General features: G+C 59.9%; 17 protein-coding genes and 2 pseudogenes. 14 read left to right on the forward strand and 5 right to left on the reverse strand.

Features of this window, described 5'->3' with window-relative positions; genetic code table 11:
* Window positions 1-81: 81 nt before the first annotated feature.
* Window positions 82-819 (reverse strand): SDR family oxidoreductase, encoded by a 738-nt coding sequence (locus tag Ga0080574_RS09535; RefSeq protein WP_076697934.1) that lies wholly within the window; start codon window positions 817-819, stop codon window positions 82-84.
* Between the two features lie 112 nt (window positions 820-931).
* On the opposite strand from Ga0080574_RS09535, the gene Ga0080574_RS09540 reads away from it, so the two are divergent.
* Window positions 932-1,834: a LysR family transcriptional regulator gene (locus Ga0080574_RS09540; RefSeq protein WP_076697937.1), complete on the forward strand. Its 903-nt coding sequence runs from the start codon at window positions 932-934 to the stop codon at window positions 1,832-1,834.
* Between the two features lie 110 nt (window positions 1,835-1,944).
* Here the strand turns inward: Ga0080574_RS09540 and Ga0080574_RS09545 are convergent, their stop codons facing one another.
* Together Ga0080574_RS09545 and Ga0080574_RS09550 are read right to left on the reverse strand one after the other, a co-directional pair.
* Window positions 1,945-3,030 carry an SDR family oxidoreductase gene (locus Ga0080574_RS09545; protein ID WP_083716801.1) on the reverse strand — a complete coding sequence of 362 codons (1,086 nt, stop codon included), beginning with the start codon at window positions 3,028-3,030 and terminating at the stop codon, window positions 1,945-1,947.
* Between the two features lie 71 nt (window positions 3,031-3,101).
* Entirely contained in the window at window positions 3,102-3,896 is a 795-nt protein-coding gene (locus Ga0080574_RS09550) for a MipA/OmpV family protein (protein WP_076697939.1), read from the reverse strand.
* Between the two features lie 417 nt (window positions 3,897-4,313).
* Here Ga0080574_RS09550 and tnpA point away from each other — a divergent pair, with 417 nt between their 5' ends.
* From tnpA to istB, 4 genes are read left to right on the forward strand one after another with little or no spacing between them, the layout of a single operon-like run.
* Window positions 4,314-4,724, forward strand: coding sequence for an IS66-like element accessory protein TnpA (gene tnpA / locus Ga0080574_RS09555; protein ID WP_156876337.1), 411 nt, complete (start codon window positions 4,314-4,316; stop codon window positions 4,722-4,724).
* Entirely contained in the window at window positions 4,718-5,071 is a 354-nt protein-coding gene (gene tnpB, locus Ga0080574_RS09560; RefSeq protein WP_076697942.1) for an IS66 family insertion sequence element accessory protein TnpB, read from the forward strand. The genes tnpA and tnpB overlap by 7 nt, the downstream gene beginning before the upstream one ends.
* A gap of 54 nt (window positions 5,072-5,125) precedes the next feature.
* The gene (gene tnpC, locus Ga0080574_RS09565; protein WP_076697945.1) at window positions 5,126-6,676 is read left to right on the forward strand and encodes an IS66 family transposase; all 1,551 of its coding nucleotides are present in this window, start codon (window positions 5,126-5,128) and stop codon (window positions 6,674-6,676) included.
* Window positions 6,677-6,682: 6 nt separating this feature from the next.
* Window positions 6,683-7,417 (forward strand): IS21-like element helper ATPase IstB, encoded by a 735-nt coding sequence (gene istB / locus Ga0080574_RS09570; RefSeq protein WP_076697948.1) that lies wholly within the window; start codon window positions 6,683-6,685, stop codon window positions 7,415-7,417.
* A 571-nt stretch (window positions 7,418-7,988) separates the two neighbouring features.
* Here istB and Ga0080574_RS09575 read toward each other — a convergent pair.
* Window positions 7,989-8,699: a response regulator transcription factor gene (locus tag Ga0080574_RS09575; RefSeq protein WP_076697951.1), complete on the reverse strand. Its 711-nt coding sequence runs from the start codon at window positions 8,697-8,699 to the stop codon at window positions 7,989-7,991.
* The gene (locus Ga0080574_RS09580; RefSeq protein WP_076697954.1) at window positions 8,696-10,678 is read right to left on the reverse strand and encodes a hybrid sensor histidine kinase/response regulator; all 1,983 of its coding nucleotides are present in this window, start codon (window positions 10,676-10,678) and stop codon (window positions 8,696-8,698) included. Before Ga0080574_RS09580 ends, Ga0080574_RS09575 begins: the two co-directional genes overlap by 4 nt.
* Before the next feature lie 171 nt (window positions 10,679-10,849).
* Between Ga0080574_RS09580 and Ga0080574_RS09585 the strand changes: the two genes are divergently transcribed.
* The 9 genes and pseudogenes from Ga0080574_RS09585 to Ga0080574_RS09625 all read left to right on the forward strand — a co-directional run bounded on the left by Ga0080574_RS09585 (window position 10,850) and on the right by Ga0080574_RS09625 (window position 19,694).
* Window positions 10,850-12,493: an acyl-CoA synthetase gene (locus Ga0080574_RS09585; protein ID WP_076697957.1), complete on the forward strand. Its 1,644-nt coding sequence runs from the start codon at window positions 10,850-10,852 to the stop codon at window positions 12,491-12,493.
* On the forward strand, window positions 12,490-13,245 hold the full coding sequence (locus tag Ga0080574_RS09590; protein WP_076697960.1) for an ABC transporter ATP-binding protein: 756 nt from the start codon (window positions 12,490-12,492) through the stop codon (window positions 13,243-13,245). The genes Ga0080574_RS09585 and Ga0080574_RS09590 overlap by 4 nt, the downstream gene beginning before the upstream one ends.
* A gap of 53 nt (window positions 13,246-13,298) precedes the next feature.
* On the forward strand, window positions 13,299-13,997 hold the full coding sequence (locus Ga0080574_RS09595; protein WP_370342041.1) for an ABC transporter ATP-binding protein: 699 nt from the start codon (window positions 13,299-13,301) through the stop codon (window positions 13,995-13,997).
* 19 nt (window positions 13,998-14,016) lie between these two features.
* Window positions 14,017-15,222, forward strand: coding sequence for an ABC transporter substrate-binding protein (locus tag Ga0080574_RS09600; protein WP_076697966.1), 1,206 nt, complete (start codon window positions 14,017-14,019; stop codon window positions 15,220-15,222).
* A gap of 57 nt (window positions 15,223-15,279) precedes the next feature.
* A pseudogene (locus Ga0080574_RS09605) lies at window positions 15,280-16,169 on the forward strand (branched-chain amino acid ABC transporter permease).
* Between the two features lie 57 nt (window positions 16,170-16,226).
* Window positions 16,227-17,105, forward strand: a complete 879-nt coding sequence (locus Ga0080574_RS09610; RefSeq protein WP_335743521.1) for a branched-chain amino acid ABC transporter permease — start codon at window positions 16,227-16,229, stop codon at window positions 17,103-17,105.
* Between the two features lie 10 nt (window positions 17,106-17,115).
* Window positions 17,116-17,999: pseudogene (locus tag Ga0080574_RS09615) on the forward strand (3-hydroxybutyryl-CoA dehydrogenase).
* Between the two features lie 22 nt (window positions 18,000-18,021).
* Window positions 18,022-18,774 (forward strand): electron transfer flavoprotein subunit beta/FixA family protein, encoded by a 753-nt coding sequence (locus tag Ga0080574_RS09620; RefSeq protein ID WP_076697972.1) that lies wholly within the window; start codon window positions 18,022-18,024, stop codon window positions 18,772-18,774.
* The gene (locus Ga0080574_RS09625) at window positions 18,774-19,694 is read left to right on the forward strand and encodes an electron transfer flavoprotein subunit alpha/FixB family protein (protein ID WP_076697975.1); all 921 of its coding nucleotides are present in this window, start codon (window positions 18,774-18,776) and stop codon (window positions 19,692-19,694) included. Before Ga0080574_RS09620 ends, Ga0080574_RS09625 begins: the two co-directional genes overlap by 1 nt.
* Window positions 19,695-19,706 lie beyond the last annotated feature (12 nt).

The raw sequence follows: 19,706 nt of genomic DNA on the forward strand, positions 1-19,706 counted from the left end.
TGTTTTCGGCAGCTTATCACCGTACGCCATCATCACGTATTTCTAGTTAAATCTAGGTTGCGTATGAGCGAGGGCATCGAGTTAGCACATTCCGCCGTTTGCGCGCAGCGTCTGACCACTTACCCACCCACCATCAGGACCGGCCAGGAAGGAAACCACGCTTGCGATATCCTCTGGTTGGCCTAGGCGTTCGAGCGGGCTCATCTTGGACATCCGGTCGATCAGCTCAGGGCTCTTGCCTTCCAAGAAGAGATCGGTGGCAGTCGGCCCTGGAGCGACAGCATTCACAGTAATGTTGCGACCGCGCATCTCCTGCGCCAGCACCTGCGTCAGTCCTTCCACCGCAGCCTTCGTCGCGATGTAGACACCATACGTCGGAAGGCGCATGCCGATGACGCTCGTGGACAGGTTGATGATGCGCCCACCAGAACGCAGCCGCTTGCCGGCTTCGCGGGTGACATTAAACGTTCCCTTGAGGTTGATCGCGATGGACTGATCGAAGGCGTCGTCTGCAAAGTCGACGATCGGTGCTAGCCGCATGATGCCGGCGTTGTTCACCACGACATCGATGCCGCCGAAGGATTGCTCGGCCGCATCGAACATGGCCGCCACAGCCGCGGGGTCGGCGACGTCTGCCTGAACGACGATGGCCTCGCCGCCTTCGGCCGCGATCGTGTCGGCGACTTCCTGTGCAGATCCCGCGCCATTGGAATAGTTCACAACGACTTTGAAGCCATCACATGCGAGCCGCTGGACCACGACCGCGCCGATTCCGCGGGAAGAGCCTGTAACCAGAGCCACTTTGCTATTTTCGTGCATGATTTCCGCCTTTCTTGATTGGCCGCACCGCGGCCCTTCAAAGATTTAGTAGTTTCGGTAGACCAAAAAAAATGCATACGTGTCATGCCAAGAATGACTCAAAGTATGAATCATGAGTTTCGATAGTCGCCTTCTGAGCGGAATAGGGGTGGTCGTCGCCGTTGTTGAGGCCGGTAGCTTCGCACGAGCCGGCGAGGCAATGGGACTGACCCAACCCGCAGTGAGCCGGGCGGTTGCCCGGCTAGAAGAGCGTGTGGGAATTCGGATCTTCAATCGCACCGCCAGGGCGATCTCGCTCACCGACGAGGGGCGCCGATTTTACGAAACCGTGGCGCCGTTGCTTGCTGGCATCGAGGACGCAGCGGTGAGCGCCGGAAACAGCAAGGCGTTTGTGCGTGGACGATTGCGGGTCAATGTCGACGGGACCTTCGGACATTATGTGCTCGCACCCCGGCTCGGTGCATTTCTCGACCGCCATCCGGAGCTTGCGGTCGAAATAGTCGTCCGAGACACTGTCGGTGATCTGGTCGCCGAGGGCGTCGATGTCGCCGTCCGGTTCGGCGTGCCCGAACCTTCCTCGCTCACGAAAATCTTATTGCGGGAGACGCGTGTTCTGACCTGTGCGGCACCGACCTATGTGGCGACCCACGGCCTCCCGGAGCATCCCGACGCGCTAGCCAAGGGCCATCAGTGCTTACTCATCCGCGACCCTGCGACTGGCCGTCCCTTCCAATGGGAGTTCCAGCGCGGCGAGGAGGTGATACCTTTCGCCACGTCCAGCCGGCTGATGGTCAACGACACCGGTTCCCTGCTCGGAACTTGCCTGAGCGGTGCCGGCGTTGCCCAGCTTCTCGAAATCTATGCGAGGGATCTTATCGCGCAGGAAAGACTGGTTCACCTCCTGCCGGACTGGGCCGACGAAACCTTTCCCCTCTATGCCTTTCATCACAGCTCGAACCTGATCTCGGCCAAGGTGCGCGTTTTTCTCGAATACGTTCGCGACCTGGTGTCCTAACCATGTCAGCTGGATCATAAAACCAAGGATCGTTTGCTTTTCCTGCTCAGCGCCATCCCACAATCAACCGCAAGTCACATTGAGAGCAGGTTCTGGATCCTAGCTCCCCGCTACATGAAGGAAACGCGTCCCAGCCGTTCCAATGTTGCCCACAGGTTCGCCGCTACGGCTTCATCCTGTGAAGCAACTGGCGGGGTTGCGACACCGGGTAGGCCCCTCAAGTGTTGAAATCCCTTTGGCCCGTAGTAGGCGCCGCCTTCGGCTTGCAGCGATGTGCCAGCATACAGAGCAGGAAGTGCCCCTTGTGCCGGGTCTTGCCACATGAAGCGGATATTCCTGAACCGCCATCCTTCCATGCTATCCGGCCCCGGTCCATCCAAGACTAGGTTTGTCCGAGCAACACCCGGATGTGCGACGACACTGGTCACTCCCCAGCCGGAGGCTCTACTGCGGCGCTCGCACTCGAAGGCCAAGAGGAGATTGGCGAGTTTTGTATCGTCATACGCGCGTTGATAGTCGTAAACCCGTTCTTGCTGCAAATCGTCGAATTTGAGCTCGGCCGCATGCCCGCGCAAACTGGATGTCCATACAACCCGAGCGTCGCGGCCATTCCGCAAAAGCGGCAGCAACTGAGCCGTTAGCGCAAAAGGCCCGAGTGCGTTAGTCGCAAAGACCCTCTCGTAGCCATCGACACTTTCCTCGCGGTTCAACCGCCCCATCACCCCCGCATTGTTGATCAGAAGATCGATACGATTGCCCGAAGCGCGCATACGCGCCGCAAAAGAACTGACAGATTCTAGATTTGCGAGATCCAAGGTCTCGAAGCGCACCGTAGCGTCTGGGAACTCAGTTCGCATCTGTCTTACAGCTTCTTCTCCCCTTACTCGATTTCGCGAAGCGATCGTGACATCAGCTCCCGCGCGCGCCAAGCCGAGAGCCTGATGATAACCCAACCCGCTCCGGTCTTCTTGAGGATAGCCGTTGGCACCCGTTACGATGACACGACGGCCGCGCTGCGATGGGATATTCTCATAGGTCCAGTCAGGAATCTCTTGGGCGTCTTGGCGGACTGAGCCGGTACTTGCGCAGCCCGGGATCAATCCGATCGTTACGCCTCCTGCTGTCAATCCAAGGAATGCACGACGGGAATGGGTCGAGCTGTCCGTATATTTGCATTTTTCCTGTTGTGATTGCATGAAAAGCCTACATTTCATTCTTCAAAAGCGACCCAAGCACAGTCGGACTCACAAATCGGGTTCAAGTTTCATCAGAACCGATAGGCGACCGACACGCCGCTGGTGAATTGCCAACGGCTCCCATCCTCGGTGATCGGACTGTCTGCGATATCACCCACAAGATAGCTCGCTCCGACACGCCCGATGACCCCGAGCTGATCGGTGAACCAGTAACCAGCGGTCAATCCGATACCGACATCCCGGAAACCCGAGCCCGGCTGATACTCCGAGAGGCCACTGGAGGCCGCACCTGCGCGGTCGACGCCAAAATATGTGCGAGCATAGTCTTCATCGACCCAAGTGGTATGCATGTCGAAGGCAAGGGAAAAGTCAGGCTGGCGGATCGCGACATATCCTACGCTCGCCCTTGCGAGCATACCGTCGTGCGCGTCCGAGACATCTTGCAGGAGAGACAGCTCCATCTCCACAGCCCCCTGCCCGTACTGGTCACCACCAAAGCGATATCCAACGAATGCACCTACTTCGATTGCGGTGTCGATTTCGGGCAGTCGACCAACCGGTCCGTCCGCGTCTTCGCGACCTAGGCGGACGCCAATCGCGGGGCCAAATGACAGATTGCTGTCCTGGGAGAGATCAATCCGTGCCTGAAGACCGCGGAACTCGAGCTCGACGTTGCCCAAGCTGACGTTGCCCAGAACAAACGGCACGGGCTCGTGATCTTCTGCACCCTCATATGCGGGCGCTGCGCCGATGCCGACTGCGATCATTCCGCGCGGCGCGTCATCCGCTGAGACGGCCTGAGCATAACTGAAAGCCGGGGCAAGAATCATGCTACAGACGAGTGAACCTGAAAGAATTCTTTTCATTGACAGTTTTCCTTGTTCGCAGCCCTGCGATCAGGAAAGTCTCCTTCAGAGACCTTCCTGGACTGATCGAGGCTGAATTCTATTTTTGCGGGGAATCGGCCTCACAGCTCGGACATTGCGGCTGTGAGCAACTACCGATCAGTCACTCGGCGCAGAACCTAGCCAGGAGATCATTCCGAGTTTCATCGCGGGAGTGCTACGTCGTACCGTAGCCCTCGACGAATTGAATCGTGCAGACATGATGGCAAAATCGGTCGGCGTCCTCGGGGACGGAATTGACCGGAGGAGACCACAGTTGACGAACTTGGAGACTGCAGCATTCCGTGCCATTTGTAAGCGGTGTCGCCGCCCCACATTGCCGACGGGATCAGGCATTGCGAGTTGATACGCATCCGAAGAGAAGGAGTGCGTTTCGCAATGTTCGCAAAGAGTTCGTTCCTCACGGCGCTGGGTGTTGAAGTCTTCGCCTCCGGCCAGAGGCGTTGGCCGGATCATGTGAAGGCGCAGGCCGTGTCCGAGACCCTGGAGCCCGGGGCGACGGTGTCGGGTGTCGCGGCGCGCTATGAGATCATGCCGAGCCAGCTGACGGCGTGGCGACGGCTGGCCAAGGAGGGTAAGCTCGTGTTGCCCGCAGTCGAGATCGACGAACCGGTTTTCGCTCCTCTGGTCGTCCGGGATGAGACCACGGCTGCTTCTGAGCCGGAGCGGCCCCGTGCCGAGGCACCAGTCAGGATTGTCCGGGGCTCGATCATCATTGAACTCGGCCAGGATGTGCCAGCCGCCCGCATTGCGGAGATCGTCCACGCGCTGGAGGCGCATCCATGCTGATGCCCTCGCAGGGTATGCGGATCTTGGTGGCGACGAAGCCGGTCGACTTCCGCAAAGGCCATGACGGCCTTGCGGCGCTGGTCCAGTCTACTCTGGCGGAAGATCCGTTCACTGGAACGGTCTTCGTCTTTCGCTCGAAGCGGGCCGACCGGCTGAAGATCCTGTTCTGGGACGGCAGCGGACTCGTGATGGCCTACAAGCGGCTGGAAGAAAGCAGCTTCACCTGGCCCGCGATCCGCGACGGGGCCATGACGCTGAACAGGGCACAGTTCGAGGCCCTGTTTGCCGGTCTGGACTGGCGTCGCGTGCGCTCGCTGGAGGTGCGCCGACCGGCTGTGGCAGAGTGACTCGGCCCCGGGAATGTTTGGGCATTGGCGCATTGGCCGCGGTATAATCCGCGCATGTCCAGCGCCCCGCCCATCGACCTGTCCGCGATCCCCGAAAGCCAGCGCGCCGCCGTTCTGGCGCTGTTGCAGGAGAACGGTGCGCTGAAGGAAGCCAACCAGCGGCTCGAGCATCTCGTGGCCGAGTTGAACCATGTCGTGCATGGCAAACGGTCAGAGAAGCTGAGCGATGACGACCGGCAGCTGGCCTTCGAAGACCTGGAAACGGCCGTCGCAGAGGTCGAGACCCGCAAGGAGCAGGCCGCGCCCTCCACCAGGACCCCGCGCCGGACACGGCAGCGCAACCTCGGCCATCTGCCTGCGGACCTGCCGCGCATCGAGCGTGTCATCGAACCCACCAGTCTCGATTGCCCATGTGGCTGCGGCCAGATGCACCGGATCGGCGAGGACCGCACCGAGCGCCTCGACATCATCCCGGCGCAGCTTCGTGTGCTGGTCGACATCCGCCCGAAGTACGCCTGCCGCATCTGCTCGGACGGGGTCATTCAGGCGCCTGCGGCGCCCTGGCTGGTCGAAGGCGGGCTGCCGACCGAGGGCGCCGTCGCGCACGTGCTGGTGTCCAAGTTCGCGGACCACCTGCCATTCTACCGACAAAGCCAGATCCTGGCGCGCTCCGGCATCCAGGTCGACCGCAGCACCCTGGCGGACTGGGCTGGCACTGCGGCCTTCCACCTCGGCCCCGTGGTCGATCGGCTAACCGAGCATCTCAAATCATCCGGCAAACTCTTTATGGACGAGACCACGGCCCCGGTCCTGGATCCGGGGCGAGGACGAACAAAGACCGGCTACCTCTGGGCGCTTGCCCGGGATGATCGTGGATGGGGCGGCGATGCCCCGCCAGGTGTGGTCTTCACCTACCGGCCCAGCCGCTCAGGCGCGCATGCTGAGCAGATCCTGCAGGGCTTCGACGGCATCCTGCAGCTCGACGGTTACACCGGTTACGACCGGCTGACGCGGCCGTCCCGCAAGAGCGGCGCGCCGATCACGGTGGCACACTGCTGGGCGCATGCGCGGCGCAAACTGAAGGAGGTCTTCGACCGCGATGCCTCGGAAATCGCCGCTGAGGGCCTGCGCCGGATCGCTGAGCTCTACCGCATCGAGGCCGAGATCCGGGGCATGGGCCCGGGCCAACGTCTGTCGGCCCGTCAGGCCCGCAGCGCACCCCTCGTGGCCGAGTTCGGTAATTGGCTGCAGGCACAGCGTCTGCGTATCTCGGCCAAGTCGCGCCTGGGCGAGAAGCTGACCTACATCCATCGCCAGTGGGCCGGCCTGCAGACCTTCCTGCATGACGGGCGCGTCGAGATCGACTCCAACGCCGTCGAAAACCTGATCCGCCCCATTGCCCTGACGAGAAAGAACGCACTCTTCGCCGGCCACGACGAAGGCGGTCGCACCTGGGCCCGTATCGCCTCCCTGATCGCCACCGCGAAGATCAACGGGGTGGAGCCCTTCGCCTATCTTAAGGCGACCATCGAAGCGATCGCCGCCGGTCACCCGGCCAGCAGGATCGACGAGCTGCTTCCCTGGAACTTCACCCCGTCAAGCTGAACGGGCGTGGGGCGGCGACAGCGCTTACCGACATTCCTGCGGGAATACGAAAAGGTTGCGCGCCAATGCGCTGCCGAGGGGTTGGATCATGTCCAGTTCCTGACGCGTCTGGTCGAGCAGGAACTGATCGATCGCGAGCGGCGGATGTTCGACCGGCGGATCAAGGCTGCGAAGTTCCCGACGGCCAAGAGCCTGGACAGCTTCGACTTCAAGGCGATCCCGAAGCTGAACAAGATGCAGGTGCTCGAACTGGCACGTTGCGAGTGGATCGACCGGCGCGAGAACGTCATCGCTCTCGGCCCCAGCGGAACTGGGAAAACCCATGTCGCCCTCGGGTTGGGGCTGGCTGCATGCCAGAAAGGCATGCCAGTTGCCTTCACCACGGCGGCGGCGCTGGTCAATGAAATGCTGGAGGCCCGCGATGAACGACGGCTGCTGCGTCGGCAAAAGCAACTGGCCGCCGTCAAGCTGCTCATCATCGATGAACTGGGCTTCGTGCCGCTCTCCAAGACCGGCGCCGAACTCCTGTTCGAACTGATCTCACAGCGCTACGAGCGCGGATCCACGATGATCACGAGCAACTTGCCGTTCGACGAGTGGACATCGACATTCGGCACGGAGCGGCTGACCGGCGCCCTGCTCGACCGGCTGACCCACCACGTCAACATCCTCGAGATGAACGGCGACAGCTACCGCCTGAACCAAAGCCGGGCCCGCAAAGCTCAACCAAAAACGCCCTGACGGCCTGTCACCCAAACCCGAAGATTACCTACAGTCCGCACCGTGCAACTTCGGGCGAGATTTTGGGGGCAGCTACGGCCGGGCTACGCCCGACCTCCGCTGCCCCCAAAATCATGGTTTCCACAAGCCGCGAGCGCCTACATGACTGGCCTGGTTTTGCGCCGCCACGTGGCCGGATTTTACTCCGGCGTTGACAGCGGTCCTTACCGGCCGGTTACGGCGGATCACGTCTTTGCCCTGCGGACAATATTCTCTCCTCTGAGTAACGCCTTCTTTTCGCTTGATCCGGGGCGATTCTAATAGCAGTAGATAGAAGCCGACGTGGTCAATGCGCATCACCCCGTTCTTTTCACGGCGACCGTCACTGTTACTTTGCATTGGCGCTTGGCACCACCAGCCAAGCGTTTGGTGTTGCGAACGCCGCTCAATTCAGCGCCCGCGCGACCACTTTTGTCACTCTGAACATTGGGGGTGATAGGGTGCTTCGACGCCCTGATCGTGCCGATGACCCCAAGATTTTCCATGCCTAAAACGCAAATGGGTGCGCCGGAGCGGGTCTTATAAGGGATGTTTAGCCCTCGCTTGCAGATGGAGAAAACACGTATCCAGCGCCATAGACTGTGCGAATGATCTTTGGTGATCGTGGGTCGTCGCGCAATTTGCGGCGCAACCGGCTGATGCGTGCGTCCATGCTTCGGTCAAAGGGGTCTTCGGACCGTCCGGTTGTGGCATCGAGAAGCTGGTTACGGGTCAGGACACGTCCGGGAGCATTGACGAACACCTGTAACAGGTCTCTCTCAGCAGAGCTGAGTTCGACGATCTCTCCGCCTTTATGATGCAAGAGGCAGGCATCAAAATCGACGATCCAGTCTCCGAAAAAGCCTTTTGCATCCTTTTGACAGGAGGGTCCCTGGCCTATGCTTTCGCTGCGACGCAGGACGGCCCGGATGCGGGCGATCAGTTCGCGCGGCTCAAAGGGTTTGACGATGTAGTCGTCGGCGCCGATTTCCAGACCCAGAATGCGGTCCGAGATACTTCCACGTCCACTGACGATGATGCGGGGAAGCCCCTCAGGAAGGACTCCGTCACGCAATAGGCTTAGGCCGTCTCCGTCGGGAAGGCTCAAGTCGATCAGACATAAATCCGGCGGGTTGCGATCAACGGCGCGCAGAAATTCTGCCTGAAGCTGAGAGCATTCTATGGTGACATGGTAGCTTTCGAGTGACCGTGAGATCAGGCGGCAGATATCGATATCGTCTTCAAGGAGAAAAATGCGTGTCATTTGGCAAACAAATCCTCTGAGGGCGTGTGCGATGTGGCCGGTGTCGATGTGAGCGGCGCAAATGTTTCGATCAACTCTTCTTTTGAAAAGGGTTTCTTCAGAAACGGTACGTCCGCAGGCCATATGTCTTGGTGAAGATGCGCGGGTTTACCGCTCATCAGAACGACATGAAGGTCGGGATGCGCGTTTTTCAGATAGTGAGCGAGAGCAATGCCGTTCATGTCGCCGGGCATGTCTAGGTCCGAGATGACGGCCGTGATGCCCTGAACCAAACCTAACACGTCAAGTGCATCCTGAGCATTGGCGGCTTCCAGAACATTCAGGCCGAAGGAGGTTATTTTTCGGCAAAGTGCGCGCCGAACGTCGGCGTCATCTTCAACCAGCAACGCGAGACCCAGAGCGGTGCCGTTTTGCGGAGGCTCCATGGGTAAAGGTTCTGAAATGTCGGGAAGGAGAGGCGCTGAATAGGCCTCCGGGGCAAGATCGACGCTTGGCAGGAGAATGGTGAATTCGCTGCCTTGTCCCAATCTGCTGTTCACATGGATTGTTCCGTTCGACTGTTCGACAAAACCGTAGACCATGGATAGGCCAAGTCCCGAACCGGCCCCTTTCTTCGAGGTGAAAAACGGTTCGAAAATCTTTTCCGTCAGGTCTTCTGACATGCCACATCCGTTATCGCGAATGGAGAGGCTGATGTAATTGCCTGCGGGAAGGCGCGAGACTTCAGCCTCTGCCGGAGGCAGTGTGTAGGTCCCGAGCGTGATGTCGATCTGGCCGCGACCATCGGTGGCATCACGGGCATTCAGCACGAGGTTCAGGATGGCCATTTCGAATTGCGCCCGGTCGATGACTGCACTGGGCAAGGCCGCAGTCTGGCGCAGGTTGATGGTCAATGTGCTGGGCACCGAGGATTGCAGAAGGCTATAGATTTCCCGGATCGCCTCCCCGATGTCCGTGGGTCTGGCATCGAATTGTTCACGCCGGGCCAGAGAGACCAATCGTTTGGTCAAGGCAGAGCCGCGTCGGGCGGCGGAGATAGCGGGCATGAGGAAATCTTCTGTGATGCCATCGCAATCGGGGCGTTCGGTGAGCGGTAGAAGATTGCCGAGAATGATGGTCAGAAGATTGTTGAAGTCGTGGGAGATGCCGCTGGCCATCCGTCCGAGCGCATCCATTTTCTGAGATTGCATGAGGGCGCGCATGGTGGCTTTGCGGCGCGTGACGTCAATGGACACGAGGTAGAATCCGATCACATCGCCGACGGAGGGTTTTTCCGGGCGAAGCAGGGTGCGGACGTCCTTGAATTTCTGTTCAGGCAGTTCGACCCGCATTTCGAAATCCACAACCATGCCGCGTCGGGCCTGTTCGAAAAAGCGTGAGGATTGCTCCATCGTGTGCGGGTGCAGAATGTCGTAGGCGTTTTTGCCGATCATCTGCGCGGGCGTGATGCCATAGGCGCGGGCAAACCGAGTATTGGCATAGAGAATTGTGAAATCCTTATCGATATGGGCGATGCCCGCAGGAACTTCGTTGGCGATGAGGCTGAGGCGTTCTTCGCTTGCGATGAGCTGTTGTGTGCGTGTGGCGATCAGATCACGAAGGCGGGCGCGATCAGCGGCCTCTTCTGAGGCGTCACTCAATGTGACGATACTGTCGCCGTTCTCCATGGTCCTGAGTTGCAGATCGACATTCTGCCCGTCAGGGGACGAGATGAGATAGCTACAGGAGACAGAACCCGGCCCGCATCCACTCAGGAGAAGGACTGGGGCGTGCCAGACCTCGGAGGACACGAAGTGTGAGACCGTCATGTCCGGATGGCAGACGATATGGCGCGTTTCCAGAAGGGCTTTGAAGGCCGCATTGGTTTCAACCAATCGTCCGTCTGCGTCAAAAATGGCCATTGCCTGCGGGCTAGCCATGAAAATATCTCTGTAAACCGTCGTCCGGTCCTGCATCGTTCCATACCTCACCAGGACCATACCCGGCTCAGAGCGCGATCATCGGCCCGATGCTGACGGTTTCCAAGCTCTGAATCAGACTTGTTACAATTCGATACAATTCAGGCAAATTTGAGAAAGACTGTTTGGGCAGTCTACTCCGGTCTCATGTGCACCAGAGGAGGTGGTGCGCCTGCGACATCGGAGGAAAAAATGCCAAATCAGAACATTTACACCATCGGGCTTGACCCGAATGCGGCGAATTATGACGCTTTGACACCTTTGTCATTCGTCGAACGCAGCGCACAGATTTATCCTGACTCCCCCGCCGTGATCTACGGCGAGATTCGCCGAAACTGGGGGGAGACCTACGACCGCATTCGCCGGGCAGCTTCGGCGTTGCAAAAACGAGGCCTCCGAAAGGGCGACACCGTGTCGATCATCGCGGCCAACATTCCGGAAATGTTCGAAGCGCATTTTGCCGTGCCGATGACCGGCGCTGTGCTCAACACGATCAACACCCGGCTCAATACCGAAGCGATGGCTTTCATCCTCGCCCATGCCGAAGCCAAGGTGATCCTTGTCGACCCGGAGTTTTCCGACGTTCTGGATCGCGCCGTCCACATGAGCGGGATGAGCGATGTTCTGGTCATCGACATCGAAGACGCCTCTTTCGAAGGCGGTCGCTGCGTCGGAGCCTTGACCTATGAGGAACTGATCGCCGAAGGCGACCCGGAGTTCCAATGGCAGCCGCCGGAAAACGAATGGGACGCGATTTCGCTCAACTACACCTCGGGCACGACGGGCAACCCGAAAGGCGTCGTCTACCATCACCGCGGGGCACATCTCAATGCGATGTCGAATGTGGTCACATGGGGCATGGCGCATCATTCGCGCTATCTCTGGACCTTGCCGATGTTCCATTGCAACGGCTGGTGTTTTCCGTGGACCATTGCGGCGAATGCGGGGGTCTGCGTCTGTCTGCGCGCTGTGCGGGCGGAGCCGATTTTCGAGCTGATCCGCGAAGAGAAAGTGACGCATTTCTGCGGCGCGCCGATCGTGTTGAACATGCTGGCCAATGCGCCCGATGCGCTCAAAGATTTCTCGCATGAGGTCAAAGTCATGACCGCAGGCGCCTCGCCGCCCGCCGCCGTGATTGCCAAGATGGAAGCCATGGGCATCGAGGTCACTCATGTTTACGGGCTGACCGAAACCTATGGGCCCTCTGTGGTCTGTGCCTGGAAATCCGAATGGGATGGGCTGAGCAGCAACGACAAGGCCGTCAAAAAGGCGCGTCAAGGTGTGCGCAACGTCGCGCTAAGCGGGCTGATGGTGGCCGACCCGGGGACCTTGGAGCCGATGCCGTCCGATGGCGAGAGCATGGGCGAGATCTTTATGCGCGGCAACAATGTGATGAAGGGCTATCTCAAAAACCCGTCCGCGACGCAAAAGTCGTTCAAGGGCGGCTGGTTTGCCTCCGGCGATCTCGGCGTGATGCACCCCGACGGCTACGTCGAACTCAAGGATCGCTCCAAGGACATCATCATCTCTGGCGGGGAAAACATTTCCTCCATCGAGGTGGAGGATGTGCTCTACAAACACCCCGCGATCATGGAAGCGGCTGTGGTCGCAAAGCCGGACGAAAAGTGGGGCGAGACGCCCTGTGCCTTTGTCGATCTGAAACCCGGCGAAAACATGACACAGGCCGAGATCATCGCCTTTTGTCGTCAAAACATGGCGCATTTCAAAGCACCCAAAACGGTCATCTTCGGCCCGCTTCCCAAAACTTCAACCGGCAAGATTCAGAAATTCATCCTGCGCGATCAGGCGCGCAACATGGTGGAGGAAACGCAATGAGCGAGACCCCTTACATCCTTGAAACCGAAGGTCTGACCAAGGGCTTTCGCGGTTTCACCGCCGTCGATCATGTCGATCTCAAAGTGAAGCGCCATGAGATTCACGCGCTGATCGGGCCGAATGGCGCGGGCAAGACCACGGTGTTCAACCTCTTGACCAAATTCCTGACGCCCACCAGCGGCACGATCCGGTTCAACGGGCGTGACATTACCGCTGCCAAACCCGCCGAGATCGCCCGCATGGGAGTGATCCGGTCGTTCCAGATTTCGGCTGTATTCCCGCATATGACAGCGCGCGAAAATGTGCGCGTGGCGCTTCAGCGCAAGGTGGGAACCTCGTTTCAGTTCTGGCGCTCGGTCAAGACGCTCAACCGGCTCAATGAGCGGGCGGACGAGTTGCTCGATATGGTCGGTCTGTCACGCTTTGCCGATGCGATGGTGGCGGACATGTCTTACGGGCGCAAACGTGCGCTTGAGATTGCGACAACGCTGGCGACAGAACCGGAGATGATGCTTCTCGACGAACCGACCCAAGGCATGGGGCGCGAGGACGTGGAATTGGTGACCCAACTCATTCGCAAGGTCTCGGCCGGACGCACGATCCTGATGGTCGAACACAACCTCGGCGTGGTCTCGACGCTTTGCGACACGATCACGGTTTTGCAACGTGGCGCGATCCTGACCGAGGGCAACTATGCCGAAGTCTCCGCCGATCCGCGCGTCAAGGAAGCCTATATGGGGAAAGCGGCATGAGCACGGCAGTTTTGGAAAATCACGAGCTTGGCGGCCAGCATCTCTCCGAGAAGATCGAAGAACTGCGCCTGACGGATGTGCACGCCTATTATGGCGAGAGCCACGCACTTCATGGCATCGACATGACGGTGTATCGGGGCGAACTGGTGACGCTTTTGGGTCGCAACGGATCGGGTCGGACGACGACGCTGCGCGCGATCATGGGGCTCATCGGACACCGCACCGGATCGATCCATATCAAGGGCGAAGAGGTCATTGGCATGGCCTCCCACAAGATCGCTCATCTGGGCGTCGGCTATTGCCCCGAAGAACGTGGCATTTTCGCAAGTCTCAACGTCGAGGAAAACCTCATGCTGCCGCCACAGGTCTGTGCGGGGGGCATGTCCGTCGAAGAGATTTACGAGATGTTCCCCAATCTGGCGGAACGGCGCAAAAGCCAGGGCACGCTGTTGTCGGGCGGCGAACAACAGATGCTTGCCATGGCGCGAATCCTGCGCACCGGGGCGAACATTCTTTTGCTCGACGAAATCACCGAAGGTCTTGCGCCGGTGATCGTCGACACTTTGGGCGAGGTTCTGATCGCGCTCAAGAAACGTGGCTATACGGTGGTTCTGGTCGAACAGAACTTTCGCTTTGCGGCCCCGTTGGCGGATCGTCACCTGATCATGGATCACGGTCACATCGCCACAACCATTCTCAAGGACGAGCTGGAGGAGAAAGCGCACGTCTTTGAGGAATATCTCAGCGTTTAACGATAATTGGGAGGAAACCATGACCCTTAAAAACACCCTCATTGCGGGCGTCTCCGCAGCGTCTCTGATGTGCGGCGCAGCCTCGGCAGAGATCAGCGACGGCGTCGTCAAGATCGGCCTGATGTCCGACATGTCCGGCACCTATTCCGATGTGGCCGGCGAAGGTGCAGCGGTGGCCGCGCAGATGGCGATCGAAGAATTCGGCGGCACGGTCGCAGGCGCGCCGATCGAAATTGTCACCGCAGACCACCAGAACAAGGCCGACATCGCTGCCAACAAGGCGCGCGAATGGGGCGACACAGGGCAGGTCGATGCCTTCGCCGAACTGGTGACGACCTCGGTCGCACTGGCCGTGTTCGAAGTGGCCAAGCAGCAAAACAAGATCGCGCTGGTCTCCGGCTCCGCGTCGTCTCCGCTGACGGGGGACGCCTGTATTCCGACCGGTCTGCACTGGACCTACAACACCCGCGCGCTGGCAGTGGGCACCGGGTCCGCCATTGTGAAAGAAGGCGGCGACAGCTGGTATTTCCTGACCGCGGACTATGCCTTTGGCGAGGCGCTTGAGCGTGACGTTTCGGCTGTGGTCGAGGCGGCGGGCGGTACGGTTGTCGGTTCGGCGAAACACCCGTTCCCGGCGTCTGATTTCTCGTCCTTCATCCTTCAGGCTCAGGCCTCCGGCGCGAAGGTGATCGGTCTGGCCAACGCAGGCGCCGACACGGTGAATGCGATCAAGGCCGCCAATGAATTCGGCGTCGTCGCCGCCGGTCAGAAGATCGCGGGCCTCCTGGTGTTCATGACGAACGTCAAATCCATCGGTCAGGATGTGGCGCAGGGACTTCAGATGACCGTGTCCTTCTATTGGGACATGGACGACGAGACCCGCGCCTGGTCGCAGAAATTCTATGAGCGGACCGGCAAGATGCCGACAGGCATTCAGGCGGGCACCTATTCCTCCGTGCTGCATTACCTGAAGGCCATCGAGGCGACCGGTTCGGACGATACCGACACGGTTCTGGCCAAGATGCGTGAAATGCCGGTAGAGGACATGTTTGCCAAGGGCGGCGTTCTGCGCACCGACGGGCGCATGGTGCATGACATGTATCTGGCCGAGGTCAAGAAACCCTCCGAGTCCGAGGGCGAATGGGACCTGTTGAAAATCGTCCGCACGATCCCCGGCGAAGAGGCCTATGGCCCGCTGTCCGAGAGCACCTGTCCGACGAAGTAACCCGAGACCGTCCCACCGGGGTCACCCGGTGGGATCAACCACGCAGGAAACATGACCATGCTGACAGATCTCCTAGGCTTTCCGCCACAGGTCCTCTTTGGCCAATTGCTCCTCGGTTTGATCAACGGGGCATTCTACGCAGTGCTTTCGCTCGGTCTCGCGGTGATTTTTGGCCTTTTGAATATCGTGAACTTCGCCCATGGGGCGCTCTACATGCTCGGCGCTTTCGCCACGGTCGGGCTGACCACCTATTTCGGCATCGGCTATTGGGGCGCGCTGATCCTTGCACCTCTGATCGTGGGCGCCGTGGGGATGCTGATCGAACGCTTTCTCCTGCGCCGTCTGAGCGGGGTGGATCACCTCTACGGCCTGTTGCTGACCTTTGGCATGGCTCTGGTCATCGAGGGGACGTTCGTCAAACTTTTCGGCTCCTCCGGCCTGCCTTATGCACCGCCGGCCCAGCTCCGGGGCGGGGTGAACCTCGGGTTCATGTTCCTGCCGTGGTATCGCGGCTGGGTCGTTTTGGCCGCTGTCGTGATGTGCCTCGTGACCTGGTATATCTTTGAGAAAACCAAGATCGGCGCTATCTGCGTGCGGGGACGGAAAACCCGAAACTCTTGCAGGCCTTCGGGGTGAACGTGCCGCTTTTGACCACGCTGGCCTATGGCTACGGGGTTGCTCTGGCGGCCTTCGCAGGTGTGCTGGCCGCTCCGATCACACAGGTCAGCCCGCTGATGGGGTCGAACCTGATCATCGTCGTCTTCGCCGTCGTCGTCATCGGGGGGATGGGCTCGATCATGGGCTCCATCGTCACCGGCCTGTCCATGGGCGTGATCGAAGGCCTGACCAAGGTATTCTGGCCCGAGGCCTCCGCCACGGTGATTTTCGCCGTCATGGCCATCGTTCTTGTCCTGCGTCCTGCGGGTCTTTTCGGCAATGCGACGTAAGGGGGCAGACAGATGAACACCAAAATCGCATATCTCATCGCCTTCGCGCTTCTGCTGGTGGCGCCGCTCGTGCTCTATCCCGTCTTTTTGATGAAGCTCTTGTGCTTTGCGCTCTTCGCCTCTGCCTTCAACCTCATTCTGGGGTTTGGCGGGTTGCTGAGCTTTGGCCACGCGGCCTTTTTCGGGGGCGCGGCCTACATCACCGGACACGCGCTCAAGGTCTGGGGACTTCCGACCGAATTGGGCATCCTCATCGGCGCTTTGGCCGCTGGTGTCCTTGGCCTCGCGATCGGCCTGCTCGCCATCCGGCGGCAGGGCATCTATTTCGCGATGATTACCCTCGCCATGGCGCAGATGGTCTATTTCTTCTTCATCAGTGCCGATTTCAGCGGCGGTGAGAACGGACTTCAGGGCGTGCCGCGCGGCAGTTTCCTTCGCCTTGTGGATCTCCAGAACAATATGGCGATGTATTACTTTGTCCTGGGCGTCTTCGTGCTCGGCTATTTCATCATCGCACGCGCCGTGCATTCGCCCTTCGGGCAGGTGCTGTCGGCCATTCGCGACAATGAAGCGCGGGCAAAGTCTTTGGGCTACGACGTGGAGCGCTACAAGCTTTTGGCCTTTGTCCTCTCCGCCACCATGGCGGGGCTGGCGGGTGCCACGAAAACCGTGGTGTTTCAACTGGCCTCCCTCACCGATGCGCATTGGCACATGTCGGGTGAGGTGGTGCTCATGACACTTTTGGGGGGGCTTGGCACCATCGCGGGTCCGGCCATCGGCTCTGGCATCATCATCACTCTGCAAAACACGCTGGCGTCCGGGCCGCTGTCATCCTGGGTGCCTGTCGTTTTGGGCCTGATCTTTGTCCTCTGCGTGCTGGCCTTCCGGCGCGGTGTGGTGGGCGAAATCCAGGCGCTTATCCGTAAATCGTTTTGAAAGGAACACCATGACCGTCATCCAAACTGTAGGTGTCATTGGCGCAGGTCAGATGGGACGGGGCATCGCCCAGGTCTTTGCTCAATCCGGCTATGACGTGATGCTTCAGGACGTCTCCTCCGACGCCTTGGGCATTGCCGAAGGATTTATCAAGGATCGTCTCGACCGCAATGTCACCTCGGGAAAGATGACGGCAGGTGAGCGGGCGGCTACTCTCGAGCGGCTCTCTTATGGCTCCTCCATTGAGCCGCTCGGGGCCCGCGACCTCATCGTTGAAAGCGCGACGGAAAAGGAGGCGGTCAAGGTGGGATCTTCGAAACCCTCCTGCCGCATCTGTCCGATCATACGCTTTTGACCACGAACACCTCGTCGCTGTCGATCACCCGGCTGGCGGCGCATACCGACCGGCCCGAACGCTTTATGGGTCTGCATTTCATGAACCCGGTTCCGGTGATGAAACTCGTGGAACTGATCCGCGGCATCGCCACTGATGAAACCACCTTTGCCACGCTGCAGGGGGTCGTCGCCCGCCTCGACAAGACCGGCACCGTTTCCGAAGATTACCCGGCCTTCATCGTCAATCGCATCCTCGTGCCGATGATCAACGAGGCGGTCTACACCCTTTTCGAGGGTGTCGGAAATGTCGCCTCCATCGACGCCTCGATGAAGCTCGGCGCGAACCAGCCGATGGGGCCTTTGGAGCTTGCGGATTTCATCGGGCTCGACACCTGCCTGTCGATCATGGGGGTGCTCAACGACGGGCTTGCCGACAGCAAATACCGGCCCTGCCCCCTGTTGCTGAAATACGTCGAGGCCGGTTGGCTCGGGCGCAAGACCGGGCGCGGATTTTACGATTATCGCGGCGAGGACGGCATCCCCGTCCCGACCCGCTGAACATGGAAGAAAGGAGAAACCTATGAAGGTTTTGGTACCTGTCAAACGGGTGATTGACTACAACGTGAAGGTCAAGGTTAAGGCCGACGGCACGGGTGTTGATCTTGCCAATGTGAAAATGTCGATGAACCCGTTCGACGAGATTTCGGTCGAAGCGGCCATTCGTCTCAAAGAGGCCGGTGTGGCCTCTGAGGTGGTGATCGTCTCCATCGGCGAGAAGAAATCCGTCGACACGATCCGCAACGCTTTGGCCATGGGTGCCGATCGCGGCATTCTGATCGAAGAGGATCAGGGCGTCGACATCGAGCCGCTCGCGGTTGCGAAAATCCTCGCCAAAGTGGTCGAAGAGGAATCCCCCGAGCTGGTGATCCTCGGCAAGCAGGCCATCGACAACGACATGAATGCGACGGGTCAGATGCTGGCCGCGCTCTTGGGTTGGGGTCAGGCGACCTTTGCCTCCGAGATGGAGATTGCGGACGGCAAAGCCGTGGTGACCCGCGAAGTGGACGGCGGTCTTCAGACCATTTCCACCGCTCTGCCGGCCATCGTGACGACCGATCTGCGCCTCAACGAGCCGCGCTACGCTTCGCTGCCGAACATCATGAAGGCGAAGAAAAAGCCTTTGGATGAGAAAACCGCCGCCGATTATGGCGTCGACACCTCCCCGCGTCTCACGGTGGTCACCACCGAAGAGCCCGCCGCGCGCGAAGCCGGGATCAAGGTCGGCTCCGTCGATGAACTTGTCGCGAAACTCAAAGAGGGAGGTCTGGTCTGATGGCTGTTCTGCTTCTCGCCGAAGTCGCGGGCGGTGCGCTCGCTGTTGATGCCACCGCCAAGGCGGCCACTGCTGGCGCCAAACTGGGCGATGTGACCGTGCTCGTCTGTGGCCCCGCCGCCGCAGGGGACGAGGCCGCCAAACTCGATGGCGTGTCCAAGGTTTTGGTCGCCGATGACGCGGCTTACGCCAACGGGCTGGCCGAAAACCTCGCCGATCTGATCGTATCCCTCGCGGGCGATTACTCCCACATCATCGCGCCTGCGACCACCACCGGCAAAAACGTTCTGCCGCGTGTGGCCGCGCTTTTGGACGTGATGGTGATCTCGGATGTGACCGAGGTTGTCGACGCCGACACGTTCAAACGTCCGGTCTATGCGGGCAACGCGGTGCAGACCGTGAAATCCGCGGATGCGACGAAAGTCATCTCCTTCCGCACCTCGACCTTCGACGCCGCAGGCACCTCCGGGTCCGCCGCTGTCGAGGCTGTGTCGGGTGCGGGCGACAAAGGTCTCTCGGCCTTCGTCGAGGACAAGGTGGTCGAAAGCGACCGTCCGGAACTGACGTCGGCCAAGGTGATCGTCTCGGGCGGTCGTGGTGTCGGCTCCGAGGAGAGCTTTGGCATCATCGAAGCGCTGGCGGACAAGCTTGGCGCCGCTGTCGGCGCGTCGCGGGCGGCTGTGGATTCGGGCTATGCGCCCAACGACATGCAGGTCGGCCAGACCGGCAAGGTCGTCGCACCCGAGCTCTACATCGCCTGCGGCATCTCGGGGGCGATCCAGCACCTCGCCGGCATGAAGGACTCGAAAGTGATCGTCGCGATCAACAAGGACGAAGAAGCCCCGATCTTCAAGGTCGCCGACTTCGGCCTCGTCGCGGACCTCTTCGACGCCGTCCCGGAACTGACCGAGAAATTGTAATACGAAGGATTT

This window comes from Salipiger abyssi, from assembly GCF_001975705.1.
Lineage (GTDB): Bacteria > Pseudomonadota > Alphaproteobacteria > Rhodobacterales > Rhodobacteraceae > Salipiger > Salipiger abyssi.

Excerpts from the sequence above, each read along its gene's own strand:
- Ga0080574_RS09535 (WP_076697934.1), bottom strand. The coding sequence starts at position 819 with ATGCACGAAAATAGCAAAGTGGCTCTGGTTACAGGCTCTTCCCGCGGA.
- Ga0080574_RS09540 (WP_076697937.1), top strand. The coding sequence starts at position 932 with ATGAGTTTCGATAGTCGCCTTCTGAGCGGAATAGGGGTGGTCGTCGCC.
- Ga0080574_RS09545 (WP_083716801.1), bottom strand. The coding sequence starts at position 3,030 with ATGCAATCACAACAGGAAAAATGCAAATATACGGACAGCTCGACCCAT.
- Ga0080574_RS09550 (WP_076697939.1), bottom strand. The coding sequence starts at position 3,896 with ATGAAAAGAATTCTTTCAGGTTCACTCGTCTGTAGCATGATTCTTGCC.
- tnpA (WP_156876337.1), top strand. The coding sequence starts at position 4,314 with ATGTTCGCAAAGAGTTCGTTCCTCACGGCGCTGGGTGTTGAAGTCTTC.
- tnpB (WP_076697942.1), top strand. The coding sequence starts at position 4,718 with ATGCTGATGCCCTCGCAGGGTATGCGGATCTTGGTGGCGACGAAGCCG.
- tnpC (WP_076697945.1), top strand. The coding sequence starts at position 5,126 with ATGTCCAGCGCCCCGCCCATCGACCTGTCCGCGATCCCCGAAAGCCAG.
- Ga0080574_RS09575 (WP_076697951.1), bottom strand. The coding sequence starts at position 8,699 with ATGACACGCATTTTTCTCCTTGAAGACGATATCGATATCTGCCGCCTG.
- Ga0080574_RS09580 (WP_076697954.1), bottom strand. The coding sequence starts at position 10,678 with ATGGTCCTGGTGAGGTATGGAACGATGCAGGACCGGACGACGGTTTAC.
- Ga0080574_RS09585 (WP_076697957.1), top strand. The coding sequence starts at position 10,850 with ATGCCAAATCAGAACATTTACACCATCGGGCTTGACCCGAATGCGGCG.
- Ga0080574_RS09590 (WP_076697960.1), top strand. The coding sequence starts at position 12,490 with ATGAGCGAGACCCCTTACATCCTTGAAACCGAAGGTCTGACCAAGGGC.
- Ga0080574_RS09600 (WP_076697966.1), top strand. The coding sequence starts at position 14,017 with ATGACCCTTAAAAACACCCTCATTGCGGGCGTCTCCGCAGCGTCTCTG.
- Ga0080574_RS09620 (WP_076697972.1), top strand. The coding sequence starts at position 18,022 with ATGAAGGTTTTGGTACCTGTCAAACGGGTGATTGACTACAACGTGAAG.
- Ga0080574_RS09625 (WP_076697975.1), top strand. The coding sequence starts at position 18,774 with ATGGCTGTTCTGCTTCTCGCCGAAGTCGCGGGCGGTGCGCTCGCTGTT.